The following is an 18,244-nucleotide window of genomic DNA, read 5'->3' as shown; positions in this document are numbered from 1 at the left end:
GCCCCGCCCCTGGGGTGGGCATCCGTCACCCCTTCTCCAGGTACTGCTCCCTCTCCTCGTCCAAGAGGGCGTCCAGCGCCGCGCGCAGGCCGGGGAGCCTGGCCAGGTCCGGGTCCGCCGCCACCACCGCGGTGGCCTCCTCCCTCGCCTCGGCGATGATCTCCTCGTCCTCGATGACGGCGAGCATGCGCAGGCTGGTGCGGGCGCCGGACTGGGCCTGGCCGAGGACGTCGCCCTCGCGGCGCTGTTCGAGGTCGATGCGGGAGAGTTCGAAGCCGTCGAGGGTGGCGGCGACCGCGTTCAGCCGCTGCCGGGCCGCGCTCGCCTCCGGCATCTCGCTGACCAGCAGACACAGGCCGGGGGCCGAGCCACGGCCGACGCGGCCGCGCAGCTGGTGGAGCTGGGAGACGCCGAAGCGGTCGGCGTCCATGATCACCATGACGGTGGCGTTTGGCACGTTCACCCCGACCTCGATGACGGTCGTGGCGACCAGGACGTCGGTGTCGCCCGCGGCGAAGCGGCGCATCACGGCGTCCTTGTCGTCGGGCGGCATCCTGCCGTGCAGCACCTCCACCCGCAGGCCCTTCAGGGGGCCCTTGGCGAGCTGGTCGGCGACGTCGAGGACGGCGAGCGGCGGGCGCTTCTCGGCGTCGTCCGGGGCGCCCTGGGCGCTCTGGGCGCTCTGGGCGCTCTGGGCGCTCTGGGCGCTCTGGGCGCCCTTCTTCTTGCCGGGTGTGTCCTCCTCGTCACCGATCCGGGGACAGACGATGTACGCCTGGTGCCCCTTGCCGACCTCCTCGCGCAGCCGTTCCCAGGCCCGGCTGAGGAAGTGGGGCTTGTCGGCGGCGGGGACGACATGGCTGGCGATCGGGGAGCGACCGGCGGGGAGCTGGTCGAGGACGGAGGTCTCCAGGTCGCCGAAGACGGTCATCGCGACCGTGCGCGGGATGGGGGTGGCGGTCATGACCAGCAGGTGCGGGGTCTGCCTGCCCTTGCCGCGCAGGGCGTCGCGCTGCTCGACGCCGAAGCGGTGCTGCTCGTCGACGACGACCAGGCCGAGGTCGTGGAACTGCACCTTGTCCTCGATCAGCGCATGGGTGCCGATCACGATCCCGGCCTCGCCGGTGACGAGGTCGAGCATCGCCTGCCGGCGCGCGGCGGCGCCCATGGAGCCGGTCAGCAGCACCACCTTGGTGGCCTGCTCCGCCCCGCCGAGCATGCCGCCCTCGGCCAGCTCGCCCATCATCTCCACGACCGACCGGTGATGCTGCTGCGCGAGCACCTCGGTGGGCGCGAGCATCGCGGCCTGCCCGCCCGCGTCGACGACGGCGAGCATGGCGCGCAGCGCCACCATCGTCTTTCCCGATCCGACCTCTCCCTGGAGGAGTCGGTGCATCGGGTGTTCGGTCGCCAGGTCGGTGAAGATCTCCTCGGAGACCTTGCGTTGGCCGTCGGTGAGGGTGAAGGGGAGACGGTCGTCGAAGGCGGTGAGGAGGCCGTCGGGGCGTGGCCGGCGGGCCACGGCCGGGAGTTGGGTGTCGGTGCGGCGGCGGCGGGCGAGGGCGACCTGGAGGACGAAGGCCTCGTCCCACTTGAGGCGGGCGCGGGCGTCGGCGATGTCGGCCTTGGTGTGCGGCCGGTGGATCTTGAGGAGGGCCTCGGGGAGGGGGACCAGGCCCCGGCCCGCGCGCAGGGCGTCCGGCAGCGGGTCGACGGCCTCCTGGGCGCTGGGCAGGACGGTCTGGATCGCCTTGCCGATCTTCCAGGACTCCAGCTTGGCGGTGGCGGGGTAGATCGGGATGAGGGCGCCGGCCCAGGCGTCCACGGCCTCCTCGGTGTCGCCGCGCAGGAGTTCGTAGGCCGGGTGGGCGAGCTGGAGGCGGCGGTTGAAGACGGAGACCTTGCCCGCGAACATCGCCCGGGTGCCCGGCAGCAGCTCCTTGTGGGGCTTGTGGACGCCGTTGCCGAAGAAGACCAGCTGGAGGCGTCCGCTGCCGTCGGTGATGGTGACCTCGAGGCGCTGGCCCTTGCCGCGCGGGGCCTTGCTGGAGGCGAAGGTGTGCAGCCGGGCGTCGGCGACCATCGCGACCACGGTGACGTGCTCGTCCATGGGGAGGTCGGCGAGGTGGGTGAGCTGGCCGCGCTCCTCGTATCTGCGCGGGTAGTGGTGGAGCAGGTCACCGACGGTGTGCAGGCCGAGGTGCTCGGCCATCACCTTCGCGGTGGCGGGGCCGAGCACCTTCTTCAGCGGTTCTTCCAGTGCGGGCACGAGATCCATTGCACACCACACCACTGACATTGCCGTATACGTCCCGGGAAACCCCTGGTCAGGCGGCTGGTTGCGGCCGTAGGATGGCGCGCTCCGGCCATCCCTCCCGCGGTCACCGCCTCACCGGGGCCGCCCGACCCCGCGCCGTCGCACGTCCCCCCACCGGCGCAGCGACGATGGACTTCCAGACCTCACAGTCATCCCAGGCACCCCAGTCACCTCATACGTTCCAGGTCGACCTGCGCGGCCTGGTGGACCTGCTCTCCCACCACCTCTACTCCAGCCCCAGGGTCTACCTGCGCGAGCTGCTCCAGAACGCCGTGGACGCCGTCACGGCCCGGCGTGCCCTGGAGCCCGGCGCCCCGGCCCGGGTCCGGCTGACCGCCGAGGGCGGCGCCCTGCGGGTGGAGGACTCCGGTGTCGGGCTCACCGAGGCCGATGTGCACGACCTGCTGGCGACGATCGGCCGCAGCTCCAAGCGCGGCGGTACGGCCCAGGGGGTCGAGGGGCTCCAGGAGGCCCGCGCCGACTTCCTCGGCCAGTTCGGCATCGGGCTGCTGGCCTGCTTCGTGGTCGCCGAGCGGATCCGCGTCGTCAGCCGCAGCGCCCGGACGCCGGACGCCCGGCCCGTGGAGTGGACGGCGACCGACGACGGTTCGTACACCGTACGGACCCTGCCGGACGAGGCCAGGACCGAACCGGGCACCACCGTGCACCTGGTGGCGCGGGCCGGTGCCGGGGAGTGGCTCACCGAAGAGCGGGTGCTCGCCCTGGCACGGGACTTCGGGTCGCTGCTGCCGTACGACGTCCGGGTGGGCGGGGAGGCGGTCACCGACCTGCCCGCGCCCTGGGACCGGCCGTACCCCTCCCCCGCCACCCGCAGGGTCGCCCTCGCCCGGCACTGCCACGAGCTGTTCGGCTTCACCCCGCTGGACTCGATCGAGCTGGACGTGCCGCTCGCCGGGATCCGCGGGGTGGCGTACGTGCTGCCCTCCGCGGTCAGCCCGGCGCAGCGGGCCCGGCACCGGGTGCACCTCAAGGGCATGCTCCTGACCGAGCGGGCCGAACAGCTGCTGCCCGACTGGGCGTTCTTCGTGCGCTGTGTGCTGGACACGGACAGCCTGCGGCCCACCGCCTCGCGCGAGTCGCTGTACGAGGACGAGACCCTCGCCGCGGTGCGCGAGGCGCTTGGCGAAAGGATCCGCTCCTGGCTGACCGGTCTCGCGGCCGGTGACCCGGAGCGGCTGGCGGCCTTCCTGGCCGTACACCACCTGGGCGTGAAGTCGCTGGCGCGGCACGACCGGGACATGCTGCGCACGATGCTGCCGTGGCTGCCGTTCGAGACGACCGACGGGCGGCTGTCCCTGGAGGAGTTCGCGCAGCGGCACCCGGTGGTCCACTTCACCCGCACCGTGGAGGAGTTCCGGCAGGTCGCGCCGATCGCCTCCGCACAGGGCGTCGGCGTCGTCAACGGCGGCTACACCTACGACAGCGAGCTGGTCGAGGCGCTGCCCTCGGTGCGCCCGGGCACGGCGGTGGCCGAGCTGGACGCCGACACCGTCACCGCGCACCTGGACACCGTCGACCCGGCCGAGGAGCTGGCCCTGTCGGGCTTCCTGGCGGCCGCGCGGGCGGCCCTGGACCCGCTGGGCTGCGATGTCGCCCTGCGCGCCTTCCATCCCCTGTCGGTGCCCGCGCTGCACCTGGACGACCGGGCGGCCCGGCACGAGCAGGCCCGCGCGGAGGCCGAGGAGCGGGCCGACGACCTGTGGGCGGGCATCCTGGGCTCGCTGCGCGGCAGCGCCCCGCGCGCGCGGCTGGTGCTCAACCACCTCAACCCGCTGGTCCGCAAGGTCAGCTCGCTCGGCGACCGGGAGCTGATCGGCACCGCCACGGAGTCGCTGTACGGGCAGGCCCTGCTGATGGCGCAGCGCCCGCTCAGGCCCGCCGACTCGGCGCTGCTGAACCGGGCGTTCATCGGCCTGCTGGAGTGGGCCACCCATGGCGACAACGACTCCGGTTCCGGCTCCGACACCGCGGGGGGCGGTCAGCGATGAGTGAGATCACCGACTTCGACGCACTGCGCAGGGCGATGGCGGAGAACTCCGAGCAGCCGGAGGGCCCCGCCCGCAACGCGCGCGCGGAGCAACTGCTCGCCGAGGCCGAGAAGCTGGACACCCCGCTGGCCGTGATCGAGGCGCTCGGGCACCAGTTGCAGGTCTACAACTACAGCTCGGAGAAGGACAAGATGTTCGTCCCCTTCGCGCGGCTGCTGCGCATGTGGGACGAGGACCCGGGCGACTTCGACGAGTACGAGACGCATTCGCTGCACTGGGTCTTCAAGTGGATGACGGCGGGCATGCTGGGCCAGCCGCACATCCCGCTGGCGTCCATCGAGAAGTGGCTCGGTGAGATGGAGCACCGCTACCGGCTGGCGGGGCACTCGGAACGGGCCGTGCGCAGCGCCGAGTTCAGCGTGGCCGCGCACGTGGGCGACATGGCCCGCGCCGATCGCGCGTACGCCGCGTGGCTGGCCGCCGAGAGGGATGCCATGGCCGACTGCCACGCGTGCGAGATGCACTCGCAGGGCTGGTGGCAGGCGGAGCGCGGGCGGGACGAGGAGGCGCTGCGGCTGTGGGCGCCGGTGCTGGAGGGCGAGTACACCTGCGCGCACGAGCCGCACGCCGCGCTCGCGTCGTCACTGACGTCACTGCTGCGGCTCGGCCGCCTTGAGGAGGCGCGCGCCAACCATCTGCGGGGCTTTCGGCTGGTGCGGACGATGGAGAGCATGCGCGGCGCGTTCGCGGACCACGTGGAGTTCTGCGCGCTGACCGGCAACGAGGCGCGCGGGCTCGAACTGCTCGCGGAGCGTCCGGCGTACTTCACGGACACCGGCAATCCGCGCAGCCTGATGGAGTTCCTGAGCGTGGTGACCCTGCTCATGGACCGGCTGACCGCGCTGGGCCTCGCCGACCGGCAGGTGCCGGGTCCGCCGGGCCGCGGCTGGACGGCCGGTGAACTCGCCGTCCACGCGCGCGAGCAGGCCCTGGAGCTGGCCGCCCGGTTCGACGCCCGCAACGGCACTCCGTACGTCGGCGAGCAGACACGCGCGCGTATGGACCGGCGCCCGCTGGCCGACCGGCTGCCGCTCGGGGTGCGCACGGCACGTCCGGCGGCCTCGTCCCCGGTCGCCCCGCCGCCGGCCGCAGCGCCCCGGCCCGCCGAGGGGGACCTGCCCGCCCTGCTCGCCGAGGCGCGGGAGCTGTCGGAGAACCTGCGCCCGCACGCCGTGGAGGCGTGGGCGGCGGTCGAGCGGGCCGCGGAGGGCGTCGAACTGGACGCCCGTACCCGCGCGGAGATCGCCGACCACCGCGCGATGGACGCCGGCCCCGGGGGCGTCGAGCTGTTCGAGCGGGCCGCAGTCCTGTACGCCGAGGCGGGCGACCCGGGTGAGGCGCTGGCGGCACGCGCGCGTGGGGCGTTCCTGCGCGCCCTCGCCGGTGACGGGGACGCCGCGCTCACGGCCGTGGCGGAGCCGTACGAGCGCGTCCTCGGCCTGTACGCGGAGGGCGGCACCGGTCTGCGGCAGACGGCGTCGGTCCTGATGGGCCGGGCCCGCATCCTGATGCGGGCGGTGCACCAGGGCGGCGACGGTCCCCCGTCCCCGGCGTCCGTCGGCGACGCGGAGGCGGCCGTACGGGAAGTGCTGGCCCTCGTCGACGGGTACGGCGGGGACGACGTCCGGCTCGCGGCGCGGGCCGCCGAGGCGCGGGCCATGCTGGGCGAGCTGGCGGCGCACGGCGGGGACGCCCCGGAGGCGGTGCGGCGGCTCGACCGGGCCACGGCGGACTTCGTGGCGGCGGGGCTGCCCTGGTTCGCGGTCGAGTACGAGGCACAGTCGGCCGCGCTCGCCCAGCAACTGGGCGACCTGGCGGGCGCCGAGCGGGCGCTGCGGGCGGCCCTGGAGCACGGCGGACCGTACCTGGAGCCGCCCGGTCGGGCCCAGCTGCACCTCCAGCTCGCCGAGGTGCTCGGCGCCACGGGACGGCCCGAGGAGGCCGCTGAGCACGCTCTGGAGGCGGCGCACTGGGCGGACGAGGCGGGCGGGGGCCCGGCGCTCGGTGCCTGGGCGCGGCATCTGCTGGGCGGGTTCCTGCTGCGGCAGGGCCGCTGGGCGGAGGCCGCCGAGGTGCTGGAGTCGGCGCTGCCCGACCTGACCGCCGAGACGCACGGCGACGGCGCGGTCGTGCAGACCCAGTGGTGGCTCGGCGACTGTCTGAGCGAGCTGGGCGAGCACCACGCGGCGGCCGAGCGGCGGCTCCAGGCCGCCGACATCGCCCGGCACTGGCCGGAGCAGCAGGACCACGCCACCCTGGCACACCTGGCCGCGGAGTCCCTCGGGCAGGCCGGGCTGCCCGCCGAGGCGGACCGGGCGTACACGCGCGCGGGCGAGCTGTGGCGGTCCCTGGACAACGTGCACGGTCTGGTGCGCTCGCTGCGGGCCCGCGCCTGGCTCGCCCTGCGCACCGGGAGCGGCACGGACGGTGCCCGGCGGCTGATGGCGGACGCGGTCCGCGAGTGCGTGGCGGCGCTGGCGCGGCCGACGGCCGACGCGGAGGCCCGGCGGCGGCTCACCGAGGAACTGGGCCACACCCACCGCCAGTTCGGCGACCTGCTGGCGCGCTCGTCCGCCGAGGACGCCGAGGACGGCTCGATCCAGGAGGCCTTCGAGGCGGCCCTGGCGCAGATGGCGCTGGCGATGGACGCGTTCGGCGCGCTCGGCGCCGACGGGCTGCACAGCCGTACCGCCGCCGAGCTGGCCGCGGGCTGGCTGGAGGCCGACCTGGGCCGCCCGGCGGACGCGACGGCACGCGCGCGTGCGGTGCTGCGGGCCTACGCCGACGCCGCCGGGGACGACGAGACGGTACGGGCCCGGCGCGCCGAGGCGGAGCAGATGCTCCAGCTGATGACCGAGCAGGAGACGTAAGGGGCCTACTCGGCGCACTCGGCCTACTCGACCCCGATGAGCAGCAGCGATCCCTGCCGTCCGCCCCGGTACACCACCGTGTCGACGGCGAGGTACGCCTCACGGACGCGGTGCTCCAGGTGCTCGGCGACGGACTTAGGGGTCCCGTCGCCGAGCACGATGGTGACCAGTTCGCCCCCGGCGGCGAGCATCCGGTCGAGGACGGTCTCGGCGGTGGCGGTGACCTCGGCCCCGATCACGGCCACGTCACCGTCGATGAGGCCGAGGACGTCCCCGGCCTGGCAGATCCCGGCGGTGGTCCAGGACTGCCGTTCGGCGACGGTGACCTCGGCGTAGCGGGTGGCGCCCGCCGCCGAGGTCATGGACACCACGTCCTCGTCGAAGCGGCGCTCCGGCTCGTGCACGGCGAGCGCCGCGATGCCCTGCACGGCGGAGCGGGTCGGGATCAGCGCCACCCGGATGCCCTCGGTGCGGGCCTGCTCGGCCGCCGCGGCGGCGGTGTGGCGCAGGTCGGCGTCGTTGGGCAGCAGCACGACCTCGCGCGCGTGGGCCCGTCGTACGGCCTCGACGAGTTCCCCGCTCGCGGGCGGCTCCCCGGGCCGGGCCAGCACGGTCGTCGCGCCCGCGTCGGCGTACAGTCCGGCCAGCCCCTCACCGGGCACCACGGCCACCACGGCGCGCTGGGCCCGCTCCCGGGGCGGGCGTTCACCCCGCGCGGTGTGCACGTCCCCGGCGCCGAAGTGGGTGATCCGGATCCGGTACGGCCGTCCGGCCTCGACGCCCGCCTCCACGGCGGCGCCCGCGTCGTCGACGTGGACGTGGACGTTCCACAGCCCGTCCCCGCCGACCACGACGAGGGAGTCGCCGAGCGGGTCGAGGCGTTCCCGCAGCCGGGCCACGGCCGCGTCGTCGGCCTCAAGGAGGTAGATCACCTCGAAGGCGGGCCCGTCCTCCTCCGGTTCCGCGGCGCACTCCTCGGCGGCCTCGTCCGCCACGCGCGCGTGCGCCTCAAAGGCGGCGCCGGACACCGCCACGGCCCCGGGTGTCTCGCCCGTGAACGTCTCCACCAGCGCCCCCAGCACGGCCACGAGTCCCCGCCCGCCGGCGTCGACCACTCCGGCCCTGGCCAGCACCGCGAGCTGGTCCGGGGTGGCGGCGAGCGCCGCGCGTGCCCCCCGGTAGGCGGCCCGCGCGACGTCCCCGCAGTCGCCGACGGCCGCCGCCGCGGTCTCGGCGGCGTCGGCGGCGGCCGACGCGACCGTCAGGACGGTGCCCTCGACGGGGTGGGCGACCGCCTGCCGGGCCGCCTCGGCGGCGTGCCGCAGCGCGAGCCGCAGCCCCTGCCCGTCGGTGTGGGGTGTCTCACCGTCGGCGGCGAGCACCTGGGCCATGCCGCGCAGCAGCTGCGCGAGGATCGTCCCGGAGTTGCCGCGCGCCCCGATGAGGGCACCGTGCGCCATCGCCCGCGCGGCCTCGGCCACCGAGGGCTTCCCGGGACCGGCGGGGTCCCGGTCGCCGCCGCCCACCTCGTGCGCGGCGAACACGGCCTCCACCGCGGCGGCGGCCGACTCGACGGTCAGGTACAGGTTGGTGCCGGTGTCCCCGTCCGCCACGGGGTAGACGTTGATCGCGTCGATCTCCTCGCGGGCCCGGCCGAGCGCCGTCAGCGCGAGACCGCACCAGGTACGCACCGCCAGAGCATCGAAGAATGTCTGCGGCACCTGCGCCACCTGCGCCTCCTTGAGCTGGCTGGACGTGGCACGCAGCGTAGCCCGCCATGGTAGTTTCGTTGTACGGGCGCAGCCGTTGTATGCTGCTCCGGTTGCCCGATCCTGATCGGGCCATTCCCCCTGGCAGCGCCACTCAGATCGCACCGGGCTCGCAGAGTCCGTGATCTTGATCCCGGCATGCCGGGATCAACCGTAAGTGCATCTGAAGTCTTTGGAGTGACCCGTGGCTGCCAACTGCGACGTCTGCGGCAAGGGGCCGGGCTTCGGCAACAACATCTCGCACTCGCACCGCCGTACGTCCCGCCGCTGGAACCCGAACATCCAGCGTGTGCGTACCGTGGTGGGCGGGACGCCGAAGCGCGTGAACGCTTGCACCTCGTGCATCAAGGCCGGCAAGGTCTCGCGCTGACGTCCAGTTAAGCGCGCGACCACCGTCGGTTCGCTGCACAGAGCCGGTCCACCTCGGTGGACCGGCTTTTTGCCGTGCTCACCCACGCCGTACTCAGCTACGCCGTACTCAGCTACGGAACCGCCACCCGTGGTCCACCGGCCCGATCCCGCCCCCCAGCGCGAACCCGGCGGCGATCGCCCCGGTGACGTACTCCTTCGCCGCCACCGCCGCCTCCGGCACGGACCGCCCCTTGGCCAGCTCCGCGGCGATCGCGGAGGCGAGGGTGCAGCCGGTGCCGTGGGTGTGCCGGTTGTCGTGCCGCGGCGCCCGCAGCCAGTGCTCCACGGAGCCGTCGGTGAGCAGGTCCACGGCTTCCCCGGGCAGGTGCCCGCCCTTGATCAGCACCCACCGGGGGCCGTACGACAGCACGGCCGCGGCGGCCGGTCGTAGCTGCTCCTCGGACTCGACGCGGACGCCAGTCAGTTGCGCCACCTCGTCCAGGTTGGGCGTGGCCACGGTGGCGACCGGCAGCAGCCTGGTGCGTACGGAGTCCAGGGCGGAGGCGGCCAGCAGGGAGTCGCCGTGCTTGGAGACGCCGACCGGGTCCACGACGGCGGGCACGTCCGTCCCGCCGATCAGTTCGGCGACCGCCTCGACGAGTTCCGCGGACGCCAGCATCCCGGTCTTGACCGCCTGTACGCCGATGTCGTCGACGACGCTGCGGTACTGGGCCCGTACCGCGTCCACGGGCAGCGGCCAGGCGCCCTGCACCCCGAGCGAGTTCTGCGCGGTCACCGCGGTGATCACGCTCATACCGTGGGTGCCGAGCGCCAGCATCGTCTTCAGGTCGGCCTGGATGCCGGCCCCGCCGCCGGAGTCGGACCCGGCCACGGTGAGCACGCGGGGCAGGCTCATGACTCGATGTCCCCGAAGTGGTCCCAGCCGCCCTTACGGGTCCAGGGCGCGCCGTCGACGGTCACCTGGGGCAGCGCGGAGGGGTTGAGGACCTCGCCGATGACCTTCCAGCGGGCGGGCAGCTTCACGTCCGGCGGGAAGGTCGCCACGATCGCGTGGTCCTCGCCCCCGGTCAGCACCCACTGCACGGGGTCTACGCCGACGGCCTGGCCGATGTCGTTCATCTGGGACGGGATGTCGATCGCGGCGGACCGGATGTCGATCCGCACCTTGCTGGCCTCGGCGATGTGCCCGAGGTCGGCGATGAGTCCGTCGCTCACGTCGCACATGGCGGTCGCGCCGAGCGCCGCCCCGGCGGGGCCCGCGTGGTACGGCGGTTCCGGACGCCGGTGCGCCTCGACGAAGGCGCGCGGGGAGCGGAAGCCGCGCGACAGCACCGCGTGTCCGGCGGCGGACCAGCCCAGCCAGCCGGTCACCGCGACGAGGTCGCCGGGCTGGGCGCCGGCCCGGGTGACCGGCTCCTGGTTGCGCAGATCACCGAGCGCGGTGATCGAGATCATGATGGTGTCGCCGCCGACGACGTCGCCGCCGACCACCGAGGCGCCCGCGACCTGGCACTCGTCGCGCAGCCCGTCCATCAGCTCGGTCGGCCAGGTCACCGGGAGTTCGGCGGGCACCACCAGGCCGAGCAGCAGGGCGGTCGGTACGGCGCCCATGGCGGCGATGTCCGCGAGGTTCTGCGCGGCGGCCTTGCGCCCCACGTCGTAGGCGGTGGACCAGTCGCGGCGGAAGTGCCGCCCCTCCACCAGGATGTCGGTGCTGGCCACGACCCTGCGGTCGGGTGCGGCCACCACCGCGGCGTCGTCGCCGGGGCCGACCCGAACCGCCGGGGTGGTGGTGAGACGGGAGGTCAGTTCCCTGATGAGCCCGAATTCCCCCAGCTCACCGACAGTGCCCTTCATCGCCCTTGCGCCCCTTCTATGCCAGTCATCCCGGTCCGTTCCCGCTCGCGCGTCATCAGTGTGCTCGTTACGGTCGAAGTCATGGTCCGGGTGACACCCCCTGGGTGACACCCGAGGTGACCGTCGACTTCAGTGGCGCCCGTCCCCCGGCGCGCGGGCCCCGGTTTCCGCAGGTCTCCCCGCGGCGAGCGGCGACGCGATACCGTGGCGTTCCTTTTCCCCACATGATCCTCGTGGCCGCCCTGGAGGTTCCGTGGTACAGGCGTACATCCTGATCCAGACGGAGGTCGGCAAGGCGTCGACCGTCGCTGAGACGATCAGCAAGATCCCGGGGGTGATCCAGGCCGAGGACGTGACAGGACCCTATGACGTCATCGTGCGTGCCCAGGCCGACACCGTCGACGACCTGGGTCGGATGGTGGTCGCCAAGATCCAGCAGGTGGACGGCATCACCCGCACCCTGACCTGCCCGGTCGTCCATCTGTAGCCCCCGTCTACCCTTGGCCGGTGAAGTTCTCCCGTCACCGGCCCCTCAGTCTGCCCGCGCTCGCTCTGTTGATCGCCGTCGCGGGCTGCTCCTCAAGCGACGACAGCGCCGCCACCACGGTTCCCAGCCCGGACGCGGAGGTCACCGAGCTGTGCCAGAACCTGGACAAGGCGCTGCCGCGCGAGGTCGCCGGTGTGGAACGCCGTGATCCCGAGCCCCGGTCCGCCCTCACGGCGGGCTGGGGAAACCCGGCGATCATACTGCGCTGCGGTGTCGTCCGGCCGCCGGAGATGACCGACCCGAAGGCGGTCGCCGGTGGGGTGAACGGGGTCGACTGGCTCCAGGAGGCCGCGGGCGACGGGGCGTTCCGGTTCACCACGGCGAACCGGAGGGCGTATGTGGAGGTCACGGTGCCTGAGGGGCGGGACAGTTCGGGTGCGTTGATCGATCTCGCCGATGCCGTCAAGAAGGCGATCCCCGAAGGGATCGCCGACTGACGGCTCGCGTCAGCGCAGTCCCGTCGGGCGTCGCAGTGCCGCCTGGATCAGGCGGTCCACCAGTTCGGGGTAGCCGACGCCGGTCGCCTGCCACATCTGGGGGTACATCGAGATGGGCGTGAAGCCGGGCATGGTGTTGATCTCGTTGATCACGAACTCGCCGTCCTCGGTGAGGAAGAAGTCCGCGCGCACCAGCCCCTCGCACGCCGCCGCCTCGAACGCCTCGACGGCGAGCGCGCGCACCTCGGCGCTCTCCTCGTCGGTGAGCGGGGCGGGCACGATGCCGGGCGTGGAGTCGATGTACTTGGCCTCGAAGTCGTAGTAGGCGTGTGCGTCGGGCGGCGGGATCTCCGCGGGGACGGAGGCGCGCGGGCCGTCCTCGAACTCCAGCACCCCGCACTCGATCTCCCGGCCCCGCAGCGCGGCCTCCACCAGGATCTTCGGGTCGTGCCGCTGGGCCTCGGCGATCGCCTCGTCGAGCCCGGCGATGCCGTCGACCTTGGTGATGCCGATCGAGGAACCCGCGCGGGCGGGCTTCACGAACAGCGGCCAGCCGTGCTCACCGGCGAAGTCGACGATCTTCTTGCGGGCGGCGGACTCGTCCCGCTGCCACTCGCGCGGCCGGATCACCACGTACGGGCCGACCTTGAGCCCGAAGGAGGTGAACACCCGCTTCATGTACTCCTTGTCCTGGCCGACCGCCGAGGACAGCACGCCCGAACCCACGTACGGCACCCCGGACAGCTCCAGCAGCCCCTGGAGGGTGCCGTCCTCGCCGTAGGGGCCGTGCAGCACCGGGAAGACCACGTCGACCTCGCCGAGGGCCTTGGGCACCGAGCCGGGTTCGGCGTAGACGACCTCGCGGTTGGCGGGGTCGACGGGGAGCACCACACCGCCCTCGCTGGACTCGGCGAGCTGGTCGACGGTGGGCGTACGGCGTTCGGTGATCGCCATCCGCTCCGGTTCGTCGGCGGTGAGCGCCCAACGGCCGTCCTGGGTGATGCCGATCGGCAGCACCTCGTACTTGGTGCGGTCGATGGCCCGCAGGACGGCGCCGGCGGTGACCACGGAGATCCCGTGTTCGGAGCTGCGGCCACCGAACACGACGGCCACCCGCGGCTTGCGGGACGGCTGCTCGGGGCTCTGGGGGAGGTTCTCGGTGCTCATATCGCGATGAGAGTACCCGTTGGTATCGGCTTAGTCAGCGACCCCCACGGCGCCCGCGCGGTCGCCGTGGCTCAGTGTCGCTCGGGCTTCGCGCTGCGCGACATCAGCTCCTTGAGCGCCACCACCGGGGGCTTGCCGTCGTGCACGATGGCGACGACCGTCTCGGTGATCGGCATGTCGACACCGTGCCGCCTGGCCAGATCCAGCACCGACTCGCAGGACTTGACGCCCTCGGCGGTCTGCCGGGTGACCGCGATGGTCTCCTTCAGGGTCATGCCCTTGCCCAGGTTGGTGCCGAAGGTGTGGTTGCGCGACAGCGGTGAGGAGCAGGTGGCCACCAGGTCGCCGAGCCCGGCGAGTCCGGAGAAGGTGAGCGGGTCGGCACCCATGGCGAGCCCGAGCCGGGTGGTCTCGGCGAGTCCGCGGGTGATGAGGGAGCCCTTGGCGTTGTCGCCGAGGCCCATGCCGTCGGCGATGCCCACGGCGAGCCCGATGACGTTCTTGACGGCGCCGCCGAGTTCGCAGCCGACGACGTCGGTGTTGGTGTACGGCCGGAAGTACGGCGTGTGGCAGACGGCCTGGAGGCGCTGGGCGACCGTCTCGTCGGTGCAGGCGACCACGGCCGCGGCGGGCATCCGGGCGGCGATCTCGCGCGCCAGGTTGGGTCCGGTCACCACGGCGACCCGCTCCGGGCCCACGCCGGTGACGTCCTGGACGACCTCGCTCATCCGCATGGTGGTGCCGAGTTCGACGCCCTTCATCAGGGAGACGAGGACCGTGTCGGGCGCCAGCAGCGGTGTCCAGTGGCCGAGGTTGTCGCGCAGGGTCTGGGAGGGCACCGACAGGACGGTCCAGTCGGCTCCGGCGGCGGCCTCGGCCGGGTCGGTGGTCGCCCGCAGGTTCCGCGGGAGCTCCACGCCGGGGAAGTAGTCCGGGTTGGTCCGGGTCGAGTTGATCGCGTCGGCGACCTCGGGGCGGCGCGCCCACAGGGTCACCTCGCACCCGGCGTCGGCGAGCACCATCCCGAACGCCGTACCCCATGAACCCGCGCTGAACACCGCCGCTTTGACGGGCTTGCTCACTTGCCGCTCTCCCCTGTTCCGCTGCCCTGGCTCTGCCGGCCGTCGCGTCCGGTCTGCGCCTGGGTCCTGCGCCTCTGCTGGATCCGCACCTCGCGCGGATCGTAGACCCTGTCCGGCGCCTTCTCGCCGCGGATCTCCTCCAGCTGGCGGGTGATGGCGGCCATGATGACCTCGGTGGCCTCCTTGAGCACCTCCGCGGTCATCTCCTTGCCGTAGAAGCGGGAGAGGTCCACGGGCGGGCCCGCCAGCACGTGCGAGGTCTTGCGGGGCAGCAGGTGGGGCTTCTTGGCGTACGGCGGCAGCAGTTCGTTGACGCCCCACTGGGCGACCGGGATGACCGGGCAGCGGGTCTGGAGGGCGACGCGGGCGGCGCCGGTCTTGCCCGTCATGGGCCAGCCGTGGGGGTCGCGGGTGAGGGTGCCCTCGGGGTAGAACGCGACGCACTCACCGCGCTCCACCGCGTCGATCGCGGCCCGGAAGGCGCTGAGGGCGTCGGTGCTCTCGCGGTAGACGGGGATCTGCCCGGTGCCGCGCATCGCGGCGCCGACGAACCCCTTCTTGAAAAGCCCGCTCTTCGCCAGGAATCGCGGGACCCGACCGGTGTTGTACTGGAAGTGCGCGTACGCGAAGGGGTCGACGTGGGAATTGTGGTTCACCACGGTGATAAATCCGCCCGCGGCCGGAATATGTTCCATTCCACGCCAGTCCCGCTTGAGCAGAACCACCAGCGGCGGTTTGCAGATCACCGCGGCGAAGCGGTACCAGAAGCCGATTCTGCGGCGGGGCACGCGAACACCTTCCTCTAGAGCCTGGGGGGCCGCACAAGTGTCGCTCCAGGCCGCCTGTCTGTCGAGCACACCGTACGCCCCGACTCGGCAGCGTCCGTGAGGTCCGGGTGACAATGGCCGCGACAAGAGAGGGACGGAACGCTCGTGCAGTGGACCTTGGTGGTACCCCTGAAGCCTTTGGCGCGGGCCAAGAGCAGGCTCGCGGACACCGCGGCGGACGGGCTGCGCCCGGGCCTCGCCCTCGCCTTCGCGCAGGACACCGTGGCCGCGGCGCTGGCCGCGCCGGTGGTGCGGGATGTGGCAGTCGTCACGGACGACGCGCTGGCCGCGCGGGAGCTGACCGCGCTCGGCGCCCGGATCGTCCCCGACGAGCCCGCGGGCGGCCTCAACGCCGCGCTGGCGCACGCCGCGGCGAACGTGCGCGCCCTGCGCCCGGAAAGCGCCGTGGCCGCCCTCAACGCCGATCTTCCGGCGCTGCGTCCGGCGGAATTGACCCGGGTCCTGGACGCCGCCGCCGAATTCCCGCGCGCTTTTCTCCCCGATGCGGCCGCAATCGGTACGACGTTGCTGGCCGCCGTCGCCGGCCAGGAATTGCGCCCGGCATTCGGCGTGGATTCCCGGGCCCGGCACCAGGCCTCGGGAGCGGTGGAACTCCGGCTCACGGCGGTGGATTCCGTACGCCAGGACGTGGACACCGGCGAGGATCTGCGCGCCGCGCTCGCGCTGGGCGTGGGGCCCCATACGGCGGCGGTGGGCGCGCGGCTGTTGATTGCCGGGCAGTAGGCTGCCGTCATGCAGGCGACCGCATACACGTACGACGCCGGGACGCGCAGCGGGCAGGTGCTGCTCGACGACGGCACCCCGCTCCCCTTCGACGCCGCCGCGTTCGACGCGGGTGGGCTGCGGCTGCTGCGGCCCGGTCAGCGGGTGCGGATCGAGACGGCGGGCGAGGGCGAGGAGCGCCGGATCACGCTGGTCACGCTCCAGACGCTCTGAGTCCCCGGACACCCCGAACACGGCCGCGGGCCGGGCTCCCGAGGGAGTCCGGCCCGGCGCGTGAGTGCCCCTGTGCCCGTGCCCGTCACTTCTTGCGGGCGGTGGCCTTCTTGGCGGTGGTCTTGCGAGCCGACGACTTCTTGGCGGGCGCCTTCTTGGCGGTCGCCTTCTTCGCCGGGGCCTTCTTCGCGGTGGTCTTCTTGGCGGCGGCGGTCTTGGCGGTGGCCGTGGTCTTCTTGGCCGGGGCCTTCTTCGCCGTCGTCTTCTTGGCCGCCGCGGTGGTCTTCTTGGCGGTGGCCGTGGTCTTCTTGGCCGCGGCCTTCTTCGCGGCGGCGGCCTTGGTGGTCTTCTTCGCCGCGGCCTTCTTGACCGTGGCGGCGGCACCTCCGGTCAGGCTGCCCTTCGGCGCCTTCTTGACGGCGATGTCACCCTTCGGGAGCTTCTTCGACCCGCTGACCAGGTCCTTGAAGCCCTGGCCCGCGCGGAACCTCGGCACCGAGGTCTTCTTGACCCGAACACGCTCCCCCGTCTGGGGGTTACGGGCGTAACGGGCGGGCCGGTCCACCTTCTCGAAGGAACCGAAGCCGGTGACCGAGACCCGGTCACCCGCGACGACCGCGCGGACCACGGCGTCCAGTACCGCGTCGACAGCGTCGGCGGCCTGCTGGCGGCCGCCCATCTTGTCGGCAATCGCTTCTACGAGCTGCGCCTTGTTCACGTCTTCCCCTTCGGAGACATCGCCAGAACGAAAGTGTTCAAGCTTTTTCGCACGTTAGGCAGATATATACCGCAAATCAAACACGAAACGGGCTAATCACCCTTGTGCCGCAACCGACTCGGTCGTTCCGGACTTGTTCAGCGTTCCTCTTCGGGGAATCGCCCCGCGTCGAGGTCCGCGGTGAACCGCTCCAGACGCCTTGCCGCACCGGCGAGATCGTGCTTGGCCGCGGCCGTAATGACCAGCAGCTTCCGGGTCAGCGCCATCCGTACGCCCTCCGGGACTTGCAGTGCGCGCACCCTTGCGTGCGCTTCCTTGAGTTGGCCCGCGACCGCCGCATACAGCTCGAGTTGGCCGTCGCGCTCCATGCACAGATTGTGCCATCTGGGGCGAGTTGTCGCCTGCTCGGGGTGCAACTGCCGCCTCGACCGGCCCTCCCGGCCCATGCCGCGGCCATCGGGTCACCGCTCACGTACCCCGGCAACACCCCCTCTAACGTGGGAAGTTGTGAGCGCCGGCCGCACCGGGCGGGATGACCTGACCCCAGACACGGCTGTACCCCCGATCGGGCCGATCGGGGGTACAGGGGCGATGTCGGGTGGCCGAAACTCGACCTTGTGGAACCGCTGGTTCGAGTGGTCCGGCGGTCCGGCCGATCAGACCGTGAGGGTCCGCGGCTTGTAGGCGGGACGCCCCGCCTCGTACGTGGCGATGTCCGCCTCGTTCCGGAGGGTGATGGAGATGTCGTCCAGCCCGTTCAGCAGCCGCCAGCGGGAGTTCTCGTCCAGCTCGAAGGATGCGGTGACGCCCTCGGCGCGCACCTCACGGCTCTCCAGGTCGACGGTGATCTCCGCCTGCGGGTCGCGCTCGGTCAGCTCCCACAGCGCGTCCACGGTCTTCTGCTCCAGTACGACCGTGAGCAGGCCGTTCTTGAGCGAGTTGCCGCGGAAGATATCGGCGAAGCGGGACGAGATGACCGTCTTGAAGCCGTAGTTCTGGAGCGCCCAGACGGCGTGCTCACGCGAGGAGCCGGTGCCGAAGTCGGGCCCGGCTACCAGCACCGAGGCGCCGTGGCGCTCCGGACGGTTGAGCACGAACTCCGGGTCCTTGCGCCAGGCCTCGAACAGCCCGTCCTCGAACCCGTCCCGCGTCACCTTCTTGAGCCAGTGGGCGGGGATGATCTGGTCGGTGTCGACGTTGCTGCGGCGCAGCGGAACGGCCCGGCCGGTGTGGGTGGTGAAGGCTTCCATGCTTG

General features: G+C 72.7%; 17 protein-coding genes. 7 read left to right on the top strand and 10 right to left on the bottom strand.

Annotation, left to right across the window (positions count from 1 at the left end; all coding sequences use genetic code 11):
* Positions 1 to 25: 25 nt before the first annotated feature.
* Complete coding sequence (gene recG, locus KBY47_RS24995; RefSeq protein WP_210924455.1) at positions 26 to 2,278, bottom strand: ATP-dependent DNA helicase RecG; 2,253 nt, start codon at positions 2,276 to 2,278, stop codon at positions 26 to 28.
* 167 nt (positions 2,279 to 2,445) lie between these two features.
* Here recG and KBY47_RS24990 point away from each other — a divergent pair, with 167 nt between their 5' ends.
* Both KBY47_RS24990 and KBY47_RS24985 read left to right on the top strand, forming a co-directional pair.
* Positions 2,446 to 4,326 (top strand): HSP90 family protein, encoded by a 1,881-nt coding sequence (locus KBY47_RS24990; protein WP_210924453.1) that lies wholly within the window; start codon positions 2,446 to 2,448, stop codon positions 4,324 to 4,326.
* On the top strand, positions 4,323 to 7,256 hold the full coding sequence (locus KBY47_RS24985) for a tetratricopeptide repeat protein (RefSeq protein ID WP_210924451.1): 2,934 nt from the start codon (positions 4,323 to 4,325) through the stop codon (positions 7,254 to 7,256). The genes KBY47_RS24990 and KBY47_RS24985 overlap by 4 nt, the downstream gene beginning before the upstream one ends.
* A gap of 23 nt (positions 7,257 to 7,279) precedes the next feature.
* Here KBY47_RS24985 and KBY47_RS24980 read toward each other — a convergent pair whose 3' ends face one another.
* A complete protein-coding gene (locus KBY47_RS24980; protein ID WP_210924449.1) occupies positions 7,280 to 8,986 on the bottom strand; it encodes a DAK2 domain-containing protein in 1,707 nt (568 codons plus the stop codon).
* Between the two features lie 223 nt (positions 8,987 to 9,209).
* Here KBY47_RS24980 and rpmB point away from each other — a divergent pair, with 223 nt between their 5' ends.
* Positions 9,210 to 9,395: a 50S ribosomal protein L28 gene (gene rpmB / locus KBY47_RS24975; RefSeq protein WP_003993230.1), complete on the top strand. Its 186-nt coding sequence runs from the start codon at positions 9,210 to 9,212 to the stop codon at positions 9,393 to 9,395.
* Between the two features lie 108 nt (positions 9,396 to 9,503).
* On the opposite strand, the gene thiD is transcribed toward rpmB, so the two are convergent.
* Together thiD and KBY47_RS24965 are read right to left on the bottom strand one after the other, a co-directional pair.
* On the bottom strand, positions 9,504 to 10,292 hold the full coding sequence (thiD, locus tag KBY47_RS24970) for a bifunctional hydroxymethylpyrimidine kinase/phosphomethylpyrimidine kinase (protein ID WP_210924446.1): 789 nt from the start codon (positions 10,290 to 10,292) through the stop codon (positions 9,504 to 9,506).
* Positions 10,289 to 11,254: a thiamine-phosphate kinase gene (locus KBY47_RS24965; RefSeq protein WP_210924444.1), complete on the bottom strand. Its 966-nt coding sequence runs from the start codon at positions 11,252 to 11,254 to the stop codon at positions 10,289 to 10,291. Before KBY47_RS24965 ends, thiD begins: the two co-directional genes overlap by 4 nt.
* Positions 11,255 to 11,507: 253 nt before the next feature.
* Between KBY47_RS24965 and KBY47_RS24960 the strand changes: the two genes are divergently transcribed.
* Positions 11,508 to 11,741: an Lrp/AsnC family transcriptional regulator gene (locus KBY47_RS24960; RefSeq protein ID WP_210924442.1), complete on the top strand. Its 234-nt coding sequence runs from the start codon at positions 11,508 to 11,510 to the stop codon at positions 11,739 to 11,741.
* A gap of 20 nt (positions 11,742 to 11,761) precedes the next feature.
* Positions 11,762 to 12,238 (top strand): DUF3515 domain-containing protein, encoded by a 477-nt coding sequence (locus tag KBY47_RS24955; protein WP_210924440.1) that lies wholly within the window; start codon positions 11,762 to 11,764, stop codon positions 12,236 to 12,238.
* Positions 12,239 to 12,247: 9 nt separating this feature from the next.
* Here the strand turns inward: KBY47_RS24955 and KBY47_RS24950 are convergent, their stop codons facing one another.
* The 3 genes from KBY47_RS24950 to KBY47_RS24940 form a co-directional block, all read right to left on the bottom strand.
* A complete protein-coding gene (locus KBY47_RS24950) occupies positions 12,248 to 13,405 on the bottom strand; it encodes a D-alanine--D-alanine ligase family protein (RefSeq protein ID WP_210924438.1) in 1,158 nt (385 codons plus the stop codon).
* Positions 13,406 to 13,476: 71 nt separating this feature from the next.
* Positions 13,477 to 14,487, bottom strand: coding sequence for an NAD(P)H-dependent glycerol-3-phosphate dehydrogenase (locus tag KBY47_RS24945; protein WP_210924435.1), 1,011 nt, complete (start codon positions 14,485 to 14,487; stop codon positions 13,477 to 13,479).
* A complete protein-coding gene (locus tag KBY47_RS24940) occupies positions 14,484 to 15,275 on the bottom strand; it encodes a 1-acyl-sn-glycerol-3-phosphate acyltransferase (protein WP_210924434.1) in 792 nt (263 codons plus the stop codon). Before KBY47_RS24940 ends, KBY47_RS24945 begins: the two co-directional genes overlap by 4 nt.
* A 144-nt stretch (positions 15,276 to 15,419) precedes the next feature.
* Between KBY47_RS24940 and cofC the strand changes: the two genes are divergently transcribed.
* Positions 15,420 to 16,058 (top strand): 2-phospho-L-lactate guanylyltransferase, encoded by a 639-nt coding sequence (gene cofC, locus KBY47_RS24935; protein WP_210924430.1) that lies wholly within the window; start codon positions 15,420 to 15,422, stop codon positions 16,056 to 16,058.
* Positions 16,059 to 16,067: 9 nt separating this feature from the next.
* Positions 16,068 to 16,271 (top strand): hypothetical protein, encoded by a 204-nt coding sequence (locus KBY47_RS24930; protein ID WP_210924429.1) that lies wholly within the window; start codon positions 16,068 to 16,070, stop codon positions 16,269 to 16,271.
* An 85-nt stretch (positions 16,272 to 16,356) separates the two neighbouring features.
* On the opposite strand, the gene KBY47_RS24925 is transcribed toward KBY47_RS24930, so the two are convergent.
* The 3 genes from KBY47_RS24925 to leuD form a co-directional block, all read right to left on the bottom strand.
* The gene (locus tag KBY47_RS24925; protein ID WP_210924427.1) at positions 16,357 to 16,989 is read right to left on the bottom strand and encodes an HU family DNA-binding protein; all 633 of its coding nucleotides are present in this window, start codon (positions 16,987 to 16,989) and stop codon (positions 16,357 to 16,359) included.
* Between the two features lie 137 nt (positions 16,990 to 17,126).
* The gene (locus tag KBY47_RS24920; protein WP_210924425.1) at positions 17,127 to 17,357 is read right to left on the bottom strand and encodes a hypothetical protein; all 231 of its coding nucleotides are present in this window, start codon (positions 17,355 to 17,357) and stop codon (positions 17,127 to 17,129) included.
* Positions 17,358 to 17,645: 288 nt separating this feature from the next.
* Complete coding sequence (leuD, locus tag KBY47_RS24915) at positions 17,646 to 18,239, bottom strand: 3-isopropylmalate dehydratase small subunit (protein WP_210924423.1); 594 nt, start codon at positions 18,237 to 18,239, stop codon at positions 17,646 to 17,648.
* Between the last annotated feature and the right edge of the window lie 5 nt (positions 18,240 to 18,244).

The sequence above is a fragment of the Streptomyces sp. B93 genome, assembly GCF_018070565.1.
In the GTDB taxonomy this organism is placed as follows: domain Bacteria; phylum Actinomycetota; class Actinomycetes; order Streptomycetales; family Streptomycetaceae; genus Streptomyces.
The sequence above is the reverse complement of the archived record's forward strand: the minus strand, read 5'-3'. Positions and strand labels throughout refer to the sequence as shown.

Coding starts and splice junctions, on each gene's coding strand:
- thiD (WP_210924446.1), bottom strand. CDS start 10,292: ATGAGCCTGCCCCGCGTGCTCACCGTGGCCGGGTCCGACTCCGGCGGC.
- leuD (WP_210924423.1), bottom strand. CDS start 18,239: ATGGAAGCCTTCACCACCCACACCGGCCGGGCCGTTCCGCTGCGCCGC.
- KBY47_RS24950 (WP_210924438.1), bottom strand. CDS start 13,405: ATGAGCACCGAGAACCTCCCCCAGAGCCCCGAGCAGCCGTCCCGCAAG.
- KBY47_RS24920 (WP_210924425.1), bottom strand. CDS start 17,357: ATGGAGCGCGACGGCCAACTCGAGCTGTATGCGGCGGTCGCGGGCCAA.
- KBY47_RS24930 (WP_210924429.1), top strand. CDS start 16,068: ATGCAGGCGACCGCATACACGTACGACGCCGGGACGCGCAGCGGGCAG.
- KBY47_RS24990 (WP_210924453.1), top strand. CDS start 2,446: ATGGACTTCCAGACCTCACAGTCATCCCAGGCACCCCAGTCACCTCAT.
- KBY47_RS24965 (WP_210924444.1), bottom strand. CDS start 11,254: ATGAAGGGCACTGTCGGTGAGCTGGGGGAATTCGGGCTCATCAGGGAA.
- recG (WP_210924455.1), bottom strand. CDS start 2,278: ATGGATCTCGTGCCCGCACTGGAAGAACCGCTGAAGAAGGTGCTCGGC.
- KBY47_RS24985 (WP_210924451.1), top strand. CDS start 4,323: ATGAGTGAGATCACCGACTTCGACGCACTGCGCAGGGCGATGGCGGAG.